Origin of the sequence: Aminobacter ciceronei (genome assembly GCF_014138625.1) — a bacterium.
GTDB lineage: Bacteria > Pseudomonadota > Alphaproteobacteria > Rhizobiales > Rhizobiaceae > Aminobacter > Aminobacter ciceronei.
On sequence record NZ_JACJHY010000004.1, the window covers coordinates 70865 to 88860 of the forward strand.

General features: G+C 64.5%; 19 protein-coding genes. 9 read left to right on the forward strand and 10 right to left on the reverse strand.

Annotated elements, in window-relative coordinates:
* Nucleotides 1-6 precede the first annotated feature (6 nt).
* The 7 genes from aztB to HNQ95_RS05765 all read left to right on the forward strand — a co-directional run bounded on the left by aztB (nucleotide 7) and on the right by HNQ95_RS05765 (nucleotide 5654).
* Nucleotides 7-873 (forward strand): zinc ABC transporter permease AztB, encoded by an 867-nt coding sequence (gene aztB, locus HNQ95_RS05735; RefSeq protein WP_182573717.1) that lies wholly within the window; start codon nucleotides 7-9, stop codon nucleotides 871-873.
* Nucleotides 874-896: 23 nt separating this feature from the next.
* Nucleotides 897-1832 (forward strand): zinc ABC transporter substrate-binding protein AztC, encoded by a 936-nt coding sequence (aztC, locus tag HNQ95_RS05740; protein ID WP_182573686.1) that lies wholly within the window; start codon nucleotides 897-899, stop codon nucleotides 1830-1832.
* Between the two features lie 136 nt (nucleotides 1833-1968).
* Nucleotides 1969-3159: a zinc metallochaperone AztD gene (gene aztD, locus HNQ95_RS05745; protein WP_182573685.1), complete on the forward strand. Its 1191-nt coding sequence runs from the start codon at nucleotides 1969-1971 to the stop codon at nucleotides 3157-3159.
* 141 nt (nucleotides 3160-3300) lie between these two features.
* Nucleotides 3301-4527, forward strand: coding sequence for a zinc metallochaperone GTPase ZigA (gene zigA, locus HNQ95_RS05750; RefSeq protein WP_182573684.1), 1227 nt, complete (start codon nucleotides 3301-3303; stop codon nucleotides 4525-4527).
* A gap of 93 nt (nucleotides 4528-4620) precedes the next feature.
* A complete protein-coding gene (locus tag HNQ95_RS05755; protein WP_182573683.1) occupies nucleotides 4621-4959 on the forward strand; it encodes a protein tyrosine phosphatase family protein in 339 nt (112 codons plus the stop codon).
* Nucleotides 4960-5052: 93 nt separating this feature from the next.
* Nucleotides 5053-5280, forward strand: coding sequence for a type II toxin-antitoxin system Phd/YefM family antitoxin (locus HNQ95_RS05760; RefSeq protein ID WP_182573682.1), 228 nt, complete (start codon nucleotides 5053-5055; stop codon nucleotides 5278-5280).
* A complete protein-coding gene (locus HNQ95_RS05765; protein ID WP_182573681.1) occupies nucleotides 5277-5654 on the forward strand; it encodes a type II toxin-antitoxin system VapC family toxin in 378 nt (125 codons plus the stop codon). The genes HNQ95_RS05760 and HNQ95_RS05765 overlap by 4 nt, the downstream gene beginning before the upstream one ends.
* Here HNQ95_RS05765 and HNQ95_RS05770 read toward each other — a convergent pair.
* The 7 genes from HNQ95_RS05770 to HNQ95_RS05800 form a co-directional block, all read right to left on the reverse strand.
* A complete protein-coding gene (locus HNQ95_RS05770; RefSeq protein WP_182573680.1) occupies nucleotides 5651-6187 on the reverse strand; it encodes a DinB family protein in 537 nt (178 codons plus the stop codon). The two genes, HNQ95_RS05765 and HNQ95_RS05770, sit on opposite strands and share 4 nt — an antisense overlap.
* Nucleotides 6188-6200: 13 nt before the next feature.
* A complete protein-coding gene (locus HNQ95_RS05775) occupies nucleotides 6201-6944 on the reverse strand; it encodes a fumarylacetoacetate hydrolase family protein (protein ID WP_182573679.1) in 744 nt (247 codons plus the stop codon).
* Nucleotides 6945-6958: 14 nt separating this feature from the next.
* Nucleotides 6959-7828 (reverse strand): MBL fold metallo-hydrolase, encoded by an 870-nt coding sequence (locus tag HNQ95_RS05780; protein WP_067963289.1) that lies wholly within the window; start codon nucleotides 7826-7828, stop codon nucleotides 6959-6961.
* Nucleotides 7829-7940: 112 nt separating this feature from the next.
* Complete coding sequence (locus tag HNQ95_RS05785) at nucleotides 7941-8393, reverse strand: HPP family protein (protein WP_246719227.1); 453 nt, start codon at nucleotides 8391-8393, stop codon at nucleotides 7941-7943.
* Nucleotides 8394-8570: 177 nt separating this feature from the next.
* Nucleotides 8571-9605 carry an L-threonine 3-dehydrogenase gene (gene tdh / locus HNQ95_RS05790; RefSeq protein ID WP_067963295.1) on the reverse strand — a complete coding sequence of 345 codons (1035 nt, stop codon included), beginning with the start codon at nucleotides 9603-9605 and terminating at the stop codon, nucleotides 8571-8573.
* Between the two features lie 55 nt (nucleotides 9606-9660).
* A complete protein-coding gene (locus tag HNQ95_RS05795; RefSeq protein WP_182573678.1) occupies nucleotides 9661-10848 on the reverse strand; it encodes a glycine C-acetyltransferase in 1188 nt (395 codons plus the stop codon).
* A gap of 177 nt (nucleotides 10849-11025) precedes the next feature.
* On the reverse strand, nucleotides 11026-11505 hold the full coding sequence (locus HNQ95_RS05800; protein WP_067963300.1) for a cupin domain-containing protein: 480 nt from the start codon (nucleotides 11503-11505) through the stop codon (nucleotides 11026-11028).
* A gap of 261 nt (nucleotides 11506-11766) precedes the next feature.
* On the opposite strand from HNQ95_RS05800, the gene HNQ95_RS05805 reads away from it, so the two are divergent.
* Nucleotides 11767-12882 (forward strand): mandelate racemase/muconate lactonizing enzyme family protein, encoded by a 1116-nt coding sequence (locus tag HNQ95_RS05805; protein ID WP_182573677.1) that lies wholly within the window; start codon nucleotides 11767-11769, stop codon nucleotides 12880-12882.
* Between the two features lie 51 nt (nucleotides 12883-12933).
* Here HNQ95_RS05805 and HNQ95_RS05810 read toward each other — a convergent pair whose 3' ends face one another.
* Together HNQ95_RS05810 and HNQ95_RS05815 are read right to left on the reverse strand one after the other, a co-directional pair.
* Nucleotides 12934-13407, reverse strand: coding sequence for a cupin domain-containing protein (locus HNQ95_RS05810; protein WP_067963307.1), 474 nt, complete (start codon nucleotides 13405-13407; stop codon nucleotides 12934-12936).
* A gap of 322 nt (nucleotides 13408-13729) precedes the next feature.
* Nucleotides 13730-14932, reverse strand: a complete 1203-nt coding sequence (locus HNQ95_RS05815; protein ID WP_182573676.1) for an acyl-CoA dehydrogenase — start codon at nucleotides 14930-14932, stop codon at nucleotides 13730-13732.
* 119 nt (nucleotides 14933-15051) lie between these two features.
* Between HNQ95_RS05815 and HNQ95_RS05820 the strand changes: the two genes are divergently transcribed.
* Nucleotides 15052-15945, forward strand: a complete 894-nt coding sequence (locus tag HNQ95_RS05820; protein ID WP_067966757.1) for a LysR family transcriptional regulator — start codon at nucleotides 15052-15054, stop codon at nucleotides 15943-15945.
* Here HNQ95_RS05820 and HNQ95_RS33925 read toward each other — a convergent pair.
* Nucleotides 15935-17980, reverse strand: a complete 2046-nt coding sequence (locus HNQ95_RS33925; RefSeq protein ID WP_154385443.1) for an NADH:flavin oxidoreductase — start codon at nucleotides 17978-17980, stop codon at nucleotides 15935-15937. The genes HNQ95_RS05820 and HNQ95_RS33925 overlap by 11 nt on opposite strands.
* Nucleotides 17981-17996: the final 16 nt, after the last annotated feature.

Consider the following 17996-nt stretch of genomic DNA (forward strand, 5'->3'; position numbering starts at 1 on the left):
TTCGCCATGTATGAGTTCCTGATCGCTCCCTTCGTCGAATTCGGCTTCATGCAGCGCGCGCTGGCCGGTTCGCTGATGCTGGCACTGGGCGCCTGCCCGGTCGGCGTCTTCCTGATGCTGCGGCGCATGAGCCTGACCGGCGACGCCATGGCGCACGCCATCCTGCCCGGTGCTGCCGCCGGCTTCCTGCTTTATGGCCTGCAGATCGTGCCGATGACCATTGGCGGGCTGATCGCCGGCGTCATCGTGGCGCTCGGCGCAGGTGCTGTGTCACGCTTCACCGTGCAGCGCGAAGACGCCTCGATGGCCGCCTTCTACCTGATCTCGCTGGCGCTCGGCGTGCTGATCGTGTCGCTGCGCGGCTCGAGCGTCGACCTGATGCATGTGCTGTTCGGTACCGTGCTGGCGCTCAATGACGACGCGCTGACGCTGATCGCGCTGATATCGGGCCTGACGCTGCTGACCCTCGCCATCTTCTGGCGCGCCCTCGTCGCCGAATGCCTCGATCCGCTGTTCCTGCGCTCGGTCAGCCGGCTCGGCACGCCTGTCCATTTCATCTTCCTCGGCCTCGTCGTGCTCAATCTCGTCGGCGGCTTCCAGGCGCTCGGTACGCTGCTTTCGGTCGGCCTGATGATGTTGCCGGCAGCCGCGGCACGCTTCTGGACGGCGCGCGTCGAGCCGATGTGCGTTCTCGCCTTCGGCTTCGGCGCCATCTCCTGCATCGCCGGCCTGCTGGTGTCCTACCACGCCTCCCTGCCCTCGGGCCCGGCCATCATCCTGTCTTCAGGCGCGATCTATCTCGCCTCCATCCTTTTCGGCACACGCGGCGTCTTCAACACCAAGCTGCGCCGCCACCGCCACCGCACCGCCTGATCCGCTTCAACATGGAGAGACACATGCTCAGAACAATTGGCTTCGCCTCGCTTATGAGCGTTATAACATTAACGTCGCTGACCACGATTTCGGCCGCAGCCGAACCGCTGAAAGTAGTGGCGAGCTTCTCGATCATCGGCGATTTCGCCAGAAATGTCGGCGGCGACCGCATCGAGCTGACCACACTCGTCGGCCCCGACGGCGACGCCCATGTCTATGAACCTTCGCCCGCCGATGCGGTGAAGATGTCCAAGGCCGATGTCGTGCTGGTCAACGGCCTGCAGTTCGAGGGTTTCCTGCAGCGGCTTGTCGAGGCCAGCGCCACCAAGGCGTCGGTCGTCGAGCTGACAAAGGGCGTCGAGCCGATCAAGATGAAGGAAGAACATGAGCACGCCGCTGAGGCAGGCGGTGATGACCACCATCACGGCGACCTCGACCCGCATGCCTTCCAGTCGATCGCCAATGCCAAGATCTATGTGAAGAACATCGCCGACGCCTTCTGCGCGGCGGATGCCGCCGGTTGCGATGCCTACAAGAGCAACGCCGACGCCTATACGGCCAAACTCACCGCGGCCGAGACCGAGGTCAAGGAAGCGGTGGCATCGATCCCCGAGGCGAAGCGCACCGTCATCACCTCGCATGACGCCTTCGGCTATTTCGAAAACGCCTATGGCCTGACCTTCCTGGCCCCCGAAGGCATTTCGACCGAGGCCGAGGCCTCCGCTGCCGACGTGGCGGCCCTGATCTCGCAGGTTCGCGGCGACAAGGCGTCGGCGATCTTCGTCGAAAACATCACCAATCCGCGCCTTGTCGAGCAGATTTCGGCCGAAACCGGGGTCAAGGTCGGCGGCACGCTCTACTCCGATGCCCTGTCCAAGGCCGACGGCCCTGCCGCAACCTATATCGAGATGATGAAGTCCAACATCGCCACCATCAAGGGCGCGATCCTCGGCAGCTAGGACTGCCCGTCCGAAGCACCGGCGGCCCGCGCGATCGGGCTGCCGCACGACCCGACCAGCCTGGTGAAGGCGGGGCGCAAAACCTCGCCTTTTCTTCTCGCACAATCTGTTATGTAATAACATTTATGAGGATATCATGAAACACCTGCTCTCCACGGCGTCCGCGCTCGCCATGCTGATCGGCCTCGCCACCGCCCCCGCCTCTTCAGAGGAAAAGACGGCATGGCGGCTGTTCGTCTCCGACCATGCAGCCTCAGTCGTCCATGCCCTCGACATGGAAACCGGCAAGACGATCGAAACCTTCGACGTCAAGGCGCCAACCAGCCTCTACCGCTCAGACAGCGGCCGCAGCATCTTTGCCGTCCAAGGCAAGGGCGACGTGATCTCGGTGCTGTCGAGCGGCATCGCCTTCGGCGACCATGGCGACCACGGCGACATCAAGGTCGAGGCACCCAGGCTGCTCGACGTCGCCTTCGAGGGCAAGAAGCCGTCGCATTTCGTCGACCATGACGGCGACATCGCCCTGTTCTTCGACGGCGAAGGCAAGGCGCGCGTCACCCGCGAGGCTGACATTCTGGACGGCAAGCCGGCCATCCGCGAGGTGGTGACCGACGCTCCCCACCATGGCGTCGCGATCGCCCTTGGCGACGACGTACTGATATCGGAGCCCAACACGGACAAACCCGACGAGCTGCCAATAGGTATTCGTGTCGTCGATCGCGCCGGTGCGACCGTCGGCGATATCCATGCCTGCCCCGACCTGCATGGCGAAGCATCCTCGGGCAACCTGGTGGCCATTGCCTGCGCCGAAGGGCTTCTTATCACCTCAGGCGACGGCAAGATCGAGCTTTTGCCTTATGACAAGGCCTTGCCCGCGGGCAAATCGACGACTTTGGTCGGCGGCCGCGGCCTGCAATATTTCCTCGGCAACTATGGCCCAAGTGCTGTCGTGCTGATCGACCCGAAGTCGGAAGACGCCTTCCGGCTGATCGAGCTGCCGACGCGCCGGGTGCATTTCACCGTCGATCCGGTGCAGGCGAAATTTGCCTATGTCTTCACCGAGGACGGCCAGTTGCACCGCATCGACGTGATCGCGGGCAAGATCGACGCCTCGCTGAAGCTGACCGAACCCTACTCCATGGACGGCCACTGGAGCGACCCGCGCCCGCGCATCGCGGTTGCCGGCAGCCGCATCGTCGTCTCCGATCCCCTCAAGAGCGTGCTGCATATCGTCGATGCTGAGAGCTTCAAGCAAGGCGACGACATCGCGCTCGAAGGCAAGCCCTTCAACCTCGTTGCCGTCGGCGGCTCCGGCGAAACGCACTGAGCAGCGACTCGCACATCTGGCGGCATTCGCCGCCGGATGTTTCGCCCACGTCCCGGCCGGCGGCGTTCGCCGCCGGGCTCTTCCCCAACGTCCTGGCCGGCGGCATCCGTCGCCGGCTACCCACATCGAAGGGAATGACCAATGCCCGTCCCAAACAAGCCGACACGACTGCCCGTGACAGTGCTGTCCGGTTTCCTCGGTGCAGGAAAGACCACGCTTCTCAACCACATCCTCAACAACCGCGACGGCCTGCGCGTCGCCGTCATCGTCAACGACATGAGCGAGGTCAACATCGACGCAGCGCTGGTCCGCGACGGCGGCGCCGACCTGTCGCGCACTGACGAGCAACTTGTCGAAATGACCAATGGCTGCATCTGCTGCACCTTGCGCGACGATTTGCTCAAGGAGGTGCGCGCGCTCGCCGGGCAGAACCGCTTCGACTACCTGCTGATCGAATCGACAGGCATTTCCGAGCCCCTGCCCGTCGCCTCGACCTTCCAGTTCCGCGACGAGAACGGCCAAAGCCTGTCCGACGTCGCCCGCCTCGACACCATGGTGACTGTCGTCGACGCCGCCAACCTGCTCAAGGACTATGCGTCATCCGACTTTCTCAGCGACCGCGGCGAGCAGGCCGGCGCCGGCGCCGGCGACGATCGCGCTCTGGTCGACCTTCTCGTCGAGCAGATCGAATTTGCCGACGTCGTCGTGCTCAACAAGGCGTCGTCAGCCAGTGCTGCCGACCGCGACGCCGCACGCAAGATCGTCTTCGCGCTCAACCCCGATGCCCGGCTGGTCGAGACCGATTTCGGCCGCGTGCCGACAGACACAGTCCTCGGCACCGGCCTGTTCGATTTCGAAAAGGCCGAACAGCATCCGTTGTGGTTCAAGGAGTTGAACGGCTTTGGCGATCACGTGCCCGAAACCGAGGAATATGGCATCCGCTCCTTTGTCTATCGCGCGCGGCGGCCGTTCGACCCCGAGAAGCTGCACGGCTTCATCAACCGGCAATGGCCCGGAGTGATCCGCGCCAAGGGCTTTTTCTGGCTCGCCACAAGGTCCGATTTCGTCGGCGAGATCAGCCAGGCCGGCGCCCTGGTGCGCACCGGCAAGCGCGGCCTGTGGTGGTCGGCGGTGCCGCGCGGGCAATGGCCCGACCACCCCGAGTGGCATGAGGCGATGACGCCCTATCTCGACCCGGTCTGGGGCGACCGCCGCCAGGAGATCGTCTTCATCGGCTGCCATCCGATGAACGAGCAGCAAATCCGCGCCGAGCTCGACCACTGTCTTGTCGACGCCTCGTCTTTTACCCCAGGCAAATGGCGCGATCTCGCCGACCCCTTCCCGTCCTGGCAGCGCCCGGCTGCCTGACACCGGCCCAACAGCAGTTGCCCCGCGGCGCCAGCAGTGGCAAGACTGGCGCCGACGCGCCGCCGCGGCGGCCAACAAACTGTGAGGACCAAGATGGAATACCGTCAGATCACCGACGACTACTCGGTTTCAGGCCAGATAACCCCTGATGAAGTTGCCGCCATCAAGGCCGCCGGCTTCAAGAGTGTCATCTGCAACCGGCCCGACGACGAGCAGCCCGGCCAGCCTTCCGCGGACAGCGTCAAGGCCGCCGTCGAAGCCGCCGGCCTCGCCTTCCGCTACATCCCGGTCATCAGCGGCGCCATGACCGGCGACAATGTTGCCGACATGGCCGACGCGCTCGACGAGATGGACGGTCCTGTTTTCGCCTATTGCCGTTCGGGTACACGCTGCACCAATCTCTATATGGCAATCCAGCAGAGCAAGGGCTGACCGGCCCTGCGACTGGGGCTCATATTTGCGTGAAGCCCTGTTATGACCTAAATTATGGTCATAAGGACAACATTGTTGTCGTAGGGTTGGGCCATGAATGTTTCGGTCGCAGAAGCCAAGGCCAAGTTCTCCGAACTGATCAAGCGGGCGGAAGCCGGCGAAGAAATCATCGTCACGCGCCACGGCAAGGCCGTAGCGCGCGTCATGCCGCCTGAGCCGGAACCGGCGTTGCTCCCGCGGATCGGTGCGCTCAAGGGCAAGATCTGGATCGCTGACGATTTTGACGAACCGCTTGACGACTTCAAGGAATACATGACGTGAGCGGCGAGGCCTTTCTCGCCGACACGCATGTCATTCTGTGGTCGATCAACGACGATCCCCGCCTGCGATCAGCCCACCGGGACATTCTGGCATCGTCGGCGATTGTATATGCCAGTGCGGCGAGCGTCTGGGAGATCGCGATCAAGCAGAGCATAGGCAAGCTGGACGTGCCGACCGACTTCGGCTTCCTTCTTCCCAGGATGCAGTTTACGCCGCTTGCCATCACCATCGAGCATGCCCAGAAAGTGACAGAACTGCCCCGCCATCATGGCGACCCGTTCGACCGGCTGCTCATCGCGCAGGCGCAGGTCGAGAAGCTGTCGATCCTCACGGCCGATCCGGCATTTGCGTGCTACGATGTGGCGCTTGCCTAAAGTTTTAGCCGCTCGACCTCTTCGCCCCTGAAACGCAGATCGTAGTCGAGGAAGAACTCGTCGAGCTGCGGCGGATCCACCGAACTACCCGACAGCATCGCATGGACCTGGCCGCGATGATGGATCTGGTGGATGAACAGATGGGCCAAAAGGTCACCGATGCGCTCGGGGATCTGGCCGGCCTCACCGCGATCCGACAGCACCCGCCTGTCGAGATCGACAGCACTCAGACCATCGCAACGGGCGACCAGCCGCCGGTCGAATTCGGCTTGCGCCGCGGCAAGGCTTTGCGCCGTGTCGAAGGCAACATATCGGTCGAACAGCTTCTGCCCCTCGCCGCCCTCCTCGATCATGTCGAGATAGAACAGGTCGACTTCGAGGATGTGGTTGAGCGTCTCCTTGAGCGAGGGAAAAAAGCTCGTCCGTTCGGCCTCGAGCTCACCCGGCTGCAAGGCCAGCACGGCGCGGTAGATGCGGTCGTTGGACCACAGACTGTTCCGCGCCATGCGGCTGAAATGGCTGGTCAACTCCATCCGGGCAGCGGTCTCAGGCCGGCTCGAACCTGCCGACCTGGCGTTCGATGGCACCGAAGATCGAGTGGCCGGCCTTGTCTTTCATCTCGACGCGCAGCGTGTCGCCGAGCGACACCGACAGCGTTTCGACCGCGCCCCTGACGATGGCCCCGGTGCCGAGCGCGCGGGTTGCGGCGGCGTCCGCAATCAGCTTGGGAAAGCTGGTCCAGACGGAGGTGACGTTGCGCGCCCCGGCAATCAGCGGCAGATGCACGGCCCCGTCCCAGCCGCCGCCCAGCTCATCAGGGGTGACCGCGACAGGCGACAGCGCCGAAGTGCCGGCCTGGCCGCCATCGAGGATGGTATCGGTGGAGAGCACGATCAGCGCCACCGCCTCCTTCGCCGCCTCTTCGGTCGCCGCCATGGCAACGTCGCCGACGATGACGGCGACCGCGGCTTCGATACTCGCGTCGCGGATCTTGCCGGGCAGTTCGATCGGATCGCGCGGACCGGCAAAGGCATCGCCGCCGCCGAGACGCTGGTAGGCGCGCGGCAGGGGCGAATGGGCGTCATGCTCGTGGAAGCGCGACGACGGCACCGCGCCGATTTCGAGCGAGCCGGCCAAAGCCGCGAGATGCGGGGAGATGCGGCGCCAGTCGTCGAGCGCCGCCTGCAGGTTGGGTGCCAGGAACGAGGCATCGGTGTATCGCGTCAGGTCGCGCGAGACGATGACCAGTTTCCCGTCACGCGAACCGTTCTTCAGCGTCGCCAGTTTCATGCACGTCCTCCCGGTTAGGGGGCGTCTTCGCCCTTGTCAGTCACAACAAGCCCGTCGCGACCAATCGTCAAGGGACCATTCCATGTTTTCCTGACCGCTTCGACCCAATCGGCCTCGCCGATGTCGGGATCGTCAGCCGGAATGAGGTGGTTGAGCACAAGGCGGCCGACGCCGGCACGCGCCGCAATGATGCCCGCCTCGCCGGCCAGGCTGTGGCTTGCCATCAGATGTTCGCGCAGCCGCGCGCCATTGCCGGTGCGCGCCACCAGCCGCTCGACACCTTCCTCCAGCATCGCCTCATGCAGCAGGATGTCGGCGCCGCGGGCAAAGTCCGCCAAAGGCGGGAAAAACGCCGTGTCGGCCGAAAAGACGATCGAAGTGCCCTGGTGCTCGAAGCGCAGGGCGAAACACTCGGTGACAGGCGGATGGTCGACACGCAGGGCGGTAACCGACAGATCGCCGTCGCTAAGCACCTCGCCTTCGCCGAACTCGACCACTTCGACCATTTTGCGCAGATCCGGGCGGCCTTCGTCGACGATGCGGATTTCGATGTCGAATTCAAGCGCTTGCACGAAACTCTGCCAGTATCGATTCAATCCGACCGGGCCGAAAAGTGTGACCGGTGTGGCAAGCCCTGCCGTCCACGCGGTATGCAGCAGCGGCCCGAGCTCGAGCACATGGTCGGAATGGAGATGGGTGATGAAAACGAGGTCGAGCGCCTTGAGGCTGAGCCCGGCATCGGTCACGCCGCGCGTCACGCCGAGCCCGCAATCGACGACAACAGTGCGGCCGCCGAGTTCGAGCAGCGTCGATGTCGGCCATGGGCCGCCCGGCCTGATCGCCGGCCCGCCCTTGGTGCCGAGCAGGACGAGACGGCCGCTCATGCGCCCCTGCCCGGGCGAACAGCTGCGATCTGCGACTCACATGTCATGTCAAACCTCTTCATGCCGCCGCCCAAGCTAGAGCGGCGGCGGCAACCGAGGCAAGGTCAAAGCGTCAATCGACGCGGCGCGGATATTGGGCGCGCGGCGGGATCCAGTGATGGACAAGCGCCAGCACAAGCAGGCTGATGCAGCTCAGCAGCACGACGATGAACAATGTGCTGCCCTGATAGGGCGTGGCTGTCGCCACCAGCGGGATGGCGCCTGCCGGCGGATGGGTGACGCGGAACATCAGCATCAGCGCGATCGAAACACCGACCGCCACCGCCGACATTTCCCACAGGCCGGGGAAAGCCATCGCAGCGGCGACGCCGATCAGCGTGGCGATGAAATAACCGGCAAAGATGTTGATCGGCTGGGCCAGCGGGCTGGCCGGCTGGCCGAACAGCAGAACCGCGGTTGCGCCAAGCGGCGCAATCAGCATCGGCAGGCCGGTGACCGATGCGAGGCCGCCGACAGCCGCCAGACCGACGATCGCGCCCGATCCCGACTTGACGTGCGAGAGCATCTGGCCTTTCGGCTCATGCCGGGCAGTAAGGGTGCGTATGTGACGGCGCATCGTTAGTTCCAGGCCGAAGGGCCCGCTTCAATAGCAAATCAGGGCTTCGGCTGGCAACGGCGCTTTGTTCGAATTTTTCACCTCACAGTGAAAAAACTTTCCATGGAAATACCCTGCCAATCCCCCCTACCAATCCATGACGACCTTGCCGGAATTGCCGCTCCGCATGGCGTCGAACCCGGCCTGATAGTCGTCGATGCCGATGCGGTGGGTGATCAGGCCGCTGACGTCGAGCGGCCCCTGCACCAGCGCGATCATCTTGTACCAGGTCTCGAACATCTCGCGGCCATAGATGCCCTTGAGATGCAGCATCTTGAAGATGACCTTGTTCCAGTCGATCTCGAATCCGGTCGGGGCAATGCCGAGAATGGCGATCTTGCCGCCATTGTTCATGGTGTCGATCATGTCGCGGAAGGCAACCGCCGAGCCCGACATTTCGAGGCCGATGTCAAATCCCTCGGTCATGCCTTCCTCGCGCATCACGTCGCGCAGCTTCTCTTTCGAGGCGTCGACGACGTGATGGATGCCCATCTTGCGGGCCAGCGCCAGCCGGGTCGGGTTGATGTCGGTGATGACGACCTTCCGGGCGCCGACACATTGGGCGACCAGCGCGCCCATGATGCCGATCGGCCCGGCGCCTGTCACCAGCACGTCCTCGCCGACGAGGTCGAAGGACAGCGCGGTGTGCACCGCATTGCCGAGCGGGTCGAAGATCGCGGCGATTTCGTCGGAGACGTCGTCGGGGATCGGCACGACATTGTGCTGGGGAATGGCGACATATTCGGCGAAGGAACCCGGCCGGTTGACGCCGACGCCGAGCGTGTTGCGGCAGAGATGTCCCCGCCCGGCCCGGCAGTTGCGGCAATGGCCGCAGACGATGTGGCCTTCGCCGGAAACACGCTGGCCGACCTTGTAGTCCTTCACCCCGGCGCCGAAATCGGCGACGGTGCCGACGAATTCGTGTCCCGTCACCATCGGCACCGGCACGGTCTTCTGCGCCCACTGGTCCCAATTGTAGATATGGACGTCGGTGCCGCAGATCGCCGACTTCCTGACCTTGATCAGAACGTCATTGGGGCCGATCTCCGGCACCGGCACCTCTGCCATCCAGATCCCCGGTTCAGCCTTCGCCTTTACCAGTGCGCGCATCATGTTCGACATTGTCTTGTCCTCGGAATCGCTTGATCCGGAATCGCTTTTCGCAATCCCGGCAGTGCTACCAGATCACCTCGAGTTCGCGCCCGACCTCGGCGAAGGCCGCGATCGCGCGATCGATATCGGCTGAAGAATGCGCCGCCGACATCTGCGTGCGAATGCGCGCCTGCCCCTTGGGCACCACCGGGAACGAAAAGCCGATGACATAGATGCCGCGCTTCAGCATGCGCGCCGCCATCTCCTGGGCCACCGTGGCATCTCCGAGCATGACCGGGATGATCGGGTGGTCGGCGCCGGCAAGCTTGAAGCCGAGCTTGCCCATGCCGGCGCGGAAACGCTCAGCATTGGCATAGAGTTTTTGGCGCAGGTCCGCGCCTTCGGCGATCAGCTCGAGCACCCTGATCGAGGCGCCGGCTATGGAAGGGGCAAGCGTGTTGGAGAACAGATAGGGCCGCGAGCGCTGGCGCAGCCAGTCGACGACCTCGCGTCTGCCCGAGGTGTAGCCGCCGGAGGCGCCGCCCAGCGCCTTGCCGAGCGTGCCGGTGATGATGTCGACCCTGCCCTCGACGCCGCAATGCTCCGGGGTGCCGCGCCCGTTCCTGCCGACGAAGCCGACGGCATGACTGTCGTCGACCATCACCATCGCGCCGTATCTGTCGGCGAGATCGCAGACGCCCTTGAGATTGGCGATGATGCCGTCCATCGAGAACACACCGTCGGTGGCGATCAGCTTGAAGCGGCTGCCTTCGGCCTTCTTCAGCTCCTCCTCAAGTGCTGCCATGTCGTTGTTGGCGTAGCGAAAGCGCCTGGCCTTGGACAACCTGACGCCGTCGATGATCGAGGCGTGGTTGAGGGCATCCGAGATGATCGCGTCCTCTTCGCCGAGCAACGTCTCGAACAGGCCGGCATTGGCGTCGAAGCAGGAGGAATAGAGGATGGTGTCCTCCATGCCGAGGAAGCCGGAGAGTTTTGCCTCCAGTTGCTTGTGCTCTTCCTGGGTGCCGCAGATGAAGCGCACCGAGGCCATGCCGTAGCCATAACGGTCGAGGGCTGACTTGGCGGCGTCACGCAGTTCATGGCTGTCGGCGAGGCCGAGATAGTTGTTGGCGCAGAAGTTCAGCACCTTTTCGCCGCCGACCTCGATCTCGGCACCCTGCGTCGAGGTGATGACGCGCTCGGACTTGTAGAGCCCGGCGGTTTTGAGGCCGGACAGTTCCGTCTGGAGATGGGAGAGGAAAGCACTTGTCATCGCGTCACGTCCCGTTCGTTGGCCTGATATGGCGGCAAGACCTGGCCGATACTACAGGAAATACGACCCGAGAGGTCGATCATCCCTGGCACAGGATGCGGCCAAGCCGGGCCGCCTTGCAACGAGCACGTTTTACGAGAAAAGAGCCGGCCGGGACGACCGGCTCTTCAAGACGGGTCAGGACAGCGGCGCGCCGATGATGTCGATGCCGTTGCGGGCACAGGCCTCGGTGAGCGCCGTGATGGCCTCCGGCGTCGGCGCGACCTGAGGCGGCAACTCCGCCTTGTCGGTGGGCACGCCGATCTCCCGCACCAGGCGCTCGAAGTCGCCGCGCGTGGTGACGGTCAGGCAACGGGCACCCTCGGCGGATTCGACGCGGTAGCTGTGCGGAACACCCTTCGGCGCCATCATGGTCTGGCCGGCGCGACCCACGAGCTCCTTGCCGCCGACATTGAAGCGCATCACGCCGTCGAGGATATGGAACACCTCGTCTTCGTTGACATGGATGTGCAGCGGCGGCGATGAGCCATAGGGCATCAGATGTTCGATGACGCTGATCGTGTCGGCTCCCGCCTCACCCGATACCTTGATGGTTGCCAGAGAGCCGGCAAACCACAACAACTCGCCGTCACTGTCGGTCTTCGCATGCATGGTCATTTCTCGTCCTTTCGAGCAGCGCGGTCTGAAAATCCGCGGTGCCCCGATCTAAGCGGCGACCGTATCCGCTCGAATTCAGCGAAACCGAACGCTGTATCCGAAAGCTGAAACAATTCGCGTCTCATACGAAAGCAAAAGAACCCTGCACTGGAGAGCCCGACCTGTCAGGAAAACGACGCGGCCAAGCGCCGTTTCCCTCGCCGCGGCGGCCGACTGCCCGGTTTATCCTTGGCCACGATCAGGCTTCGCCCAGGGGACAACATGGCCGACGCGACCATTTCAGGCATCCGCATCTACAGGCAATGGCAGCCGTTTCGCGACGGCACCTATCGCTGCTCGGGCGGTCGAAGTGCCGAAGGCTTCGATTCGACAATCGTCGAGATCACCAGCCGCGACGGTGCCAGGGGCTATGGCGAGATGGCGCCGCTCGGCAGCTTCTACGACCCGGCCTTTGCCGCTGGCGCCCGCGAGGCGATGAAGGAGCTGGCGCCGCAGCTGCTCGGCTGTGCAGCCTCCGGCATCGAGGCGCTTTACCGGCGCATGGAGCTGTTGCTCAAGGGCCATCCTTACGCCAAGTCGGCCATCGACATGGCGCTCTGGGACCTGGCCGGCAAACGTTCAGGCCTGTCGCTGGCCGCGCTCTCAGGCGGCGCCGAGGGCGAGCAGCTTGCGCTCTACCGCTCGATTGCCCAGCAGGCGCCCGAGGCGATGGCCATAAGGGCGACAAAATACATCGCCGAGGGTTATCGCCGGCTGCAGGTCAAGGTCGGCCTCGACGTCAACGAGGACATCGCGAGGCTCGAAGCGGTGCGGGCAGCAGTACCCACCGACACGGTGCTGTTCTGCGACGCCAATGCCAGCTGGGGCACAGCGGAGACGCGGCGCTTCCTGATGGCGACACGAAATCTCGACTACACACTGGAGCAGCCTTGCGCGAGTTATGAGGAAAATCTCGCCATCCGCCGCGCCACCGACCGGCCGCTGGTGCTGGATGAGACCATCGACAGCGCCGACATGCTCATCCGCGCGATATCAGACGGGCTCGTCGACGGCATCACCATCAAGCTTGCGCGGGTGGGCGGGCTCACGCGCGCAAAACTTTTGCGCGACATCGCCATATCCAAAAACCTGAAGGTCACGATCGAGGACACCGGCGGCGCCCAGATCGACACGGCGGCCTATTCGGGCCTGCTGTTGTCGACGCCCGAGCATCTCAGGCAGCACACGGTCGACTTCCACAACTGGGTGACGGTGGCCAATGCAACCGGCGAATTTGCCATTTCAGGCGGCATGATGGCTGTGCCCGGCGGGCCGGGCCTCGGCCTCGACGTCGAGCCTGACCTGTTCGGCGAACCGCTGTTTGTTTGCAGCCTTTGAAGAGATGGCTGGACGGACACGCCCCCGCACCCGTCCAGCCTGATGTCGGCGCTATGGTAGCGGAGCGCCGACGACCTCGATGTTGCGTTGCACTGAGCTGTCGAAGAAGCGCCTGCTTGCGTCCCGTTCGCCCCTCGACGGCAGGACGTCCGCCCGCACCGGCAGGCTCATCTGGCGCACCATCTGCTCGAAGGCGCCACTCTGGGTGACGATCAGGCAGGTCGCGGCGTCAGTCGATTCGATCCTGAAATTGTGCGGCAGCCCCTTGGGCGCCATCACCGTCTGGCCGACATGGGCAGGGAAGTCCTTGCCGTCGACGAAGAACTGCATCGTGCCTTCGAGCATGTGAATGACTTCGTCGCCGCTGAGCGTGATGTGCAGCGGCGTCGTTTCGCCATGCGGCATGCGGCATTCGATGACACTGATCTGGTCGTCGCCGGCGCCGGCCGGCACACGGATGGTCATCAGGTTGTCGCCGAACCACAAGATCTGGTTGGCGTTCTCAGCCCTGGTCTGATCGCTCACAGATTATTCTCCCCGCACGCAGGCGAAACTGCCGCCCAGGTCCGGAGTTATCGATGCGATGTAACCGTTTGAGGTTGGCAGCCGCCGCCAGTGTTTCAAGCCAATGAAACAATTCGCGTGTAAGTCGAAATATATTCGCACTTCCTAAACCTGAAAGCGAAAGCCATTCTGCATGCGCGGGCAGTTTGCGGCGCCAAGCAAAAAGCGGCCGCGAAGCGCTTGCTTCGCGGCCGTATCAGGCGATTTCGGGTTGCGGCTGACGCCAGGAGCAATTCCAGGAAAACTGCGAAGCGGTTTTCCGTCCGGAATTGCGCAAGACGCTCTAGAAGAACGCCTGCAGGCCGGTCTGGGCGCGGCCCAGGATCAGCGCATGCACGTCATGCGTGCCTTCATAGGTGTTGACCGTCTCCAGGTTCTGCGCATGGCGCATGACGTGGTAGCCGATCTGGATGCCGTTGCCGCCATGCATGTCGCGGGCGATACGGGCGATGTCGAGGGCCTTGCCACAATTGTTGCGCTTGACGATCGAGATCATCTCGGGCGCGAATTTATGCTCGTCCATCAGGCGGCCGACGCGCAAGGATCCCTGCAGGCCGAGCGCGATCTCGGTCTGCATGTCGGCCAGCTTCTTCTGGTAGAGCTGGGTACCGGCCAGCGGCTTGTTGAACTGCTTGCGGTCGAGGCCGTATTGCCGGGCACGGTGCCAGCAATCCTCGGCCGCGCCCAGAACGCCCCAGGAGATGCCGTAGCGGGCGCGGTTGAGGCAGCCGAACGGACCCTTGAGGCCCGAGACGTTGGGCAGCAGCGCGTCTTCGCCGACTTCGACGCCCTCCATGACGATCTCGCCGGTGATCGAGGCGCGCAGCGACAGCTTGCCGCCGATCTTCGGCGCCGACAGGCCCTTCATGCCCTTTTCGAGCACGAAACCGCGGATCTGGTTGTCATGGGCTGCAGACTTGGCCCAGACGACGAAGACGTCGGCGATCGGCGCGTTCGAGATCCACATCTTCGAGCCGGAGATCCTGTAGCCATTGGCGGTCTTCTCGGCGCGGGTCTTCATGCCGCCCGGGTCGGAACCCGCATCCGGCTCGGTCAGGCCGAAGCAGCCGATCCACTCGCCCGAGGCGAGCTTGGGCAGGTACTTCTTGCGCTGCTCCTCGGAGCCATAGGCATAGATCGGGTACATCACCAGCGACGACTGCACCGACATCATCGAGCGATAGCCGGAATCGACGCGCTCGACCTCGCGGGCGACGAGACCATAGGTGACGTAGCCGGCGCCAAGGCCGCCATATTCCTCGGGAACGGTGATGCCGAGCAGGCCGGCCTCGCCCATTTCGCGGAAGATCGCCGGATCGGTCTTCTCGTCGAGATAGGCCTCCTCGATGCGCGGCGCGAGCTTGTCGGCGGCAAAGGCTGCGGCGCCGTCGCGCACCATGCGCTCGTCCTCGGTCAGCTGGTCTTCGATCAGGAACGGGTCGGCCCAGACAAAGCTGCCGCCGCCGGCCGGTGTGGATGCGCTCATGGTTCCTCCGGAGAATGGGTGATTTCCCAGACATCCTAGACCGCTTCGGCACATTTCGCTAACAAGTAATCTCGCATAGTTTATGCGTAAATTCGATCAACTCGGTCAAAGGCCAGGCGATGCGCCGCAGCTATGTCCCAACGATTGCAGAGCTTGAGGCGTTTCGCGCCTGCGCCAGCCTCGGCACGACAATTCGCGCCGCCGATCAGCTCGGCCTGACGCAGAGCTCGGTCAGCCGCTCGATCGGGCAGCTGGAGGACCGGCTCGGCGTGGCGCTGTTCCACCGTGTCAGGCAGCGGCTGGCCTTGTCGGATGCCGGCCGGCGCTTTGCCCGCGATGCCGAGGCCATTCTCGACAGCCTGCATGAGGCGGCGGTGCGCACCATGGCTTTCGGCGGCCAGTCCGACGTGCTCAGCATCGCGGTGCTGCCGACATTGGCCGACCGCTGGCTGATCCCCAGGCTCGCCGGCTTCCACGCCGCCCACCCGCATGTCGCCATCGACCTCGCGGTGCGGCTGGAAACCGTCGACTTCGAAACCGAAGCTTTCGATGCCGCGATCCAGCGCGGTCCGGCCGGGGCGGGACAGGCAGGCATCGTCAGGCTGTTCGACGAGGTTCTGGTGGTGGTCGCCTCACCTGCCCTGCTCGATGGCCGCGCAGCACTCGATGACGCCGAACTCGCCGCGCTGCCGCTTTTGCAGCAGTCGACGCGGCCGACGCTGTGGCTGCAATGGTTCCAGGCCGCCGGCATCGACCCGCGCACGACCTTGCGGGGCCATCGCTTCGAGCAGTTCTCGATGGTGGTCGAGGCGGCGGTTGCCGGCCTGGGCGTGGCGCTGGTGCCTGAGGTGCTGGCCGAACGCGAACTCGGCACCGGCCGGCTGGTCATGGCCTCGCCCAACCGCATCGCCGGCGAAGCGCCCTACCGGCTCGCCTTCCGCCCCGGCAGCGAGGACCGGCCGGGCCTGCGCGAATTCGTACGCTGGCTGACGGCGGAGACCGTCAGATCCTGAGGCCGAAGCGGATGCCGTCATAGATGGCGGCGTGGATGTTGCGCGCCTGGACCGCGTCGCCGATGCGCAGCAAGAGGAAACGGCCATCCGGATTGTTGTCAGGGAAGATGTCACCGCCATGGATCAGGCTGGTGTAGTCGATGGCGCCTGAATTCTTCGACAAAGGCTTGAGCTCGAGATAGAGCTCGTCGAGCGGCAGCGTGCCATGCTCGACCACCACCTGGTCGACGCGGCGCTCCTCGCTCCAACCCTTGGCGAAATCCGAAACAAGCGTTGCCACCAGCTGGTTGCCGTCGCGCCGCACCTGCTTGAGCCGTGTGTTGATGGTGATCTTCACGCCATGGCGGTGAAACGCCTCCATATAGGGCACGTGGTTCATGCCGCCGATCTCGGGGGCAAAGAAGCGCTCCGGCGTCAGAAGCTCGAGCCTGCTGCCGGCCTTGCCGATCAGTTCGGCCGCGGTCATGCCCTGGTGGCCGCCATTGTCGTCATAAAGCAGCACGTTTTCGGCCGGCTTGACGCTGCCGGCAATGATGTCCCAGCTCGAGGTCACCAGCTCGTCACCGCCGTCGAGCGGCGGGTTCTGCGGCAGGCCGCCGGTGGCGATCACCACGGCGTCCGGATCGAGCGCCAGCACGTCGTCCAAGCCGGCCCAGATGTCGTAGCGGATCTCGACGCCGAGGCGCTCCAGCTCGGCCAGCCGCCAGTCGACGATGCCGATCAGCTCGCGCCGGCGCGGGTTCTGGGCGGCCAGCCTGATCTGGCCGCCGGCCTGGCTCGCCGCCTCCAGAACGGTCACCTTGTGGCCGCGCTCGGCAAGGACCCGTGCCGCCTCCAGCCCGGCAGCGCCGGCGCCGACCACGACGGTTCTGCGCAGCGGCCCGTCGGTGCGGGCAATGACATGTGGGATCGTCGCCTCGCGGCCGGTGGCGGCATTGTGGATGCAGAGCGCGCCGCCGCCTTCATAGATGCGGTCGAGGCAATAGGTGGCGCCGACGCAGGGCCTTATCCGGTGCTCTTCGCCGGCCATCACCTTGGCGGTGATGTGTGGGTCGGCGATGTGGGCGCGTGTCATGCCGACCATGTCGAGCTTGCCTGATGCAATGGCATGGCGGGCGGTGGCAACGTCGGCGATGCGTGCGGCGTGGAAAACCGGAAACTTCGTTGCCGCCCTGATGTCGCCGGCGAAATCGAGATGCGGCGAGGACGGCATGCCGTGGATGGGGATGACGCCGGTCAGTGCGGCATCGGTGTCGATATGGCCGCGGATGATGTTGAGGAAGTCGAATTTCCCCGACGAGGCCAGCCGCCGGGCGATCTCGACGCCCTCCTGCCTGGACAGGCCCTTGTCAAAATCCTCGTCGGCGACCATGCGGATGCCGACGAGGAAATCCGGGCCGACGGCGGCGCGCACCGCATCGATGACCCGCCAGGTGAAGCGCAGGCGGTTGTCGAGCGAACCGCCATAGACATCGTCGCGGTGGTTGGTGGCAGGCGACCAGAAGCCGTCGAGCAGATGGCCATAGGCCTCGAACTCGATGCCGTCGAGCCCCGCTGCCTGCATGCGCTGGGCGGCCGAGGCATAGTCGCCGACGATGCGGTCGAGGTCCCAGTCCTCGGCGGTCTTGGGGAAGGTGCGGTGGGCGGCCTCGCGCACCGGCGAGGCACTCAGCACCGGCAGCCAGTCGGCCTTGTTCCAGGCGGTGCGCCGGCCGAGATGGGTGAGCTGGATCATCACCTTGCAGTCATGCTCGTGGCAGGCATCCGCCAGCTCGGCCATCCAGGGCACGATGGCATCGTCATAGGCGTGCAGGTTGCCGAAGGCGGCCGGGCTGTCGCGCGAGACGATGGCCGAGCCCGCCGTCATGGTCAGCGCCATGCCGCCCCTGGCCTTCTCGGCATGGTAGAGCCGGTAGCGCTCCTTGGGCATGCCGTCCTCGGAATAGGCCGGCTCGTGGCTCGTCGACATGATGCGGTTCTTGAGCGTGAGATGCCGGAGCTGGTAGGGCTGGAGAAGCGGATCGTTGCTGGTCATTGCCTTCCCGCATTGT

What these genes read in the sequence shown, in the direction of transcription:
- HNQ95_RS05815 (WP_182573676.1), bottom strand. Translation starts at nt 14,932, where the DNA reads ATGAGCGCATCCACACCGGCCGGCGGCGGCAGCTTTGTCTGGGCCGAC.
- HNQ95_RS33925 (WP_154385443.1), bottom strand. Translation starts at nt 17,980, where the DNA reads ATGACCAGCAACGATCCGCTTCTCCAGCCCTACCAGCTCCGGCATCTC.
- HNQ95_RS05775 (WP_182573679.1), bottom strand. Translation starts at nt 6,944, where the DNA reads ATGAAACTGGCGACGCTGAAGAACGGTTCGCGTGACGGGAAACTGGTC.
- HNQ95_RS05755 (WP_182573683.1), top strand. Translation starts at nt 4,621, where the DNA reads ATGGAATACCGTCAGATCACCGACGACTACTCGGTTTCAGGCCAGATA.
- HNQ95_RS05780 (WP_067963289.1), bottom strand. Translation starts at nt 7,828, where the DNA reads ATGAGCGGCCGTCTCGTCCTGCTCGGCACCAAGGGCGGGCCGGCGATC.
- HNQ95_RS05800 (WP_067963300.1), bottom strand. Translation starts at nt 11,505, where the DNA reads ATGACCATGCATGCGAAGACCGACAGTGACGGCGAGTTGTTGTGGTTT.
- HNQ95_RS05795 (WP_182573678.1), bottom strand. Translation starts at nt 10,848, where the DNA reads ATGACAAGTGCTTTCCTCTCCCATCTCCAGACGGAACTGTCCGGCCTC.
- HNQ95_RS05805 (WP_182573677.1), top strand. Translation starts at nt 11,767, where the DNA reads ATGGCCGACGCGACCATTTCAGGCATCCGCATCTACAGGCAATGGCAG.
- zigA (WP_182573684.1), top strand. Translation starts at nt 3,301, where the DNA reads ATGCCCGTCCCAAACAAGCCGACACGACTGCCCGTGACAGTGCTGTCC.
- aztD (WP_182573685.1), top strand. Translation starts at nt 1,969, where the DNA reads ATGAAACACCTGCTCTCCACGGCGTCCGCGCTCGCCATGCTGATCGGC.
- tdh (WP_067963295.1), bottom strand. Translation starts at nt 9,605, where the DNA reads ATGTCGAACATGATGCGCGCACTGGTAAAGGCGAAGGCTGAACCGGGG.
- HNQ95_RS05760 (WP_182573682.1), top strand. Translation starts at nt 5,053, where the DNA reads ATGAATGTTTCGGTCGCAGAAGCCAAGGCCAAGTTCTCCGAACTGATC.
- HNQ95_RS05820 (WP_067966757.1), top strand. Translation starts at nt 15,052, where the DNA reads ATGCGCCGCAGCTATGTCCCAACGATTGCAGAGCTTGAGGCGTTTCGC.
- aztB (WP_182573717.1), top strand. Translation starts at nt 7, where the DNA reads ATGTATGAGTTCCTGATCGCTCCCTTCGTCGAATTCGGCTTCATGCAG.
- HNQ95_RS05785 (WP_246719227.1), bottom strand. Translation starts at nt 8,393, where the DNA reads ATGCTCTCGCACGTCAAGTCGGGATCGGGCGCGATCGTCGGTCTGGCG.
- aztC (WP_182573686.1), top strand. Translation starts at nt 897, where the DNA reads ATGCTCAGAACAATTGGCTTCGCCTCGCTTATGAGCGTTATAACATTA.
- HNQ95_RS05770 (WP_182573680.1), bottom strand. Translation starts at nt 6,187, where the DNA reads ATGGAGTTGACCAGCCATTTCAGCCGCATGGCGCGGAACAGTCTGTGG.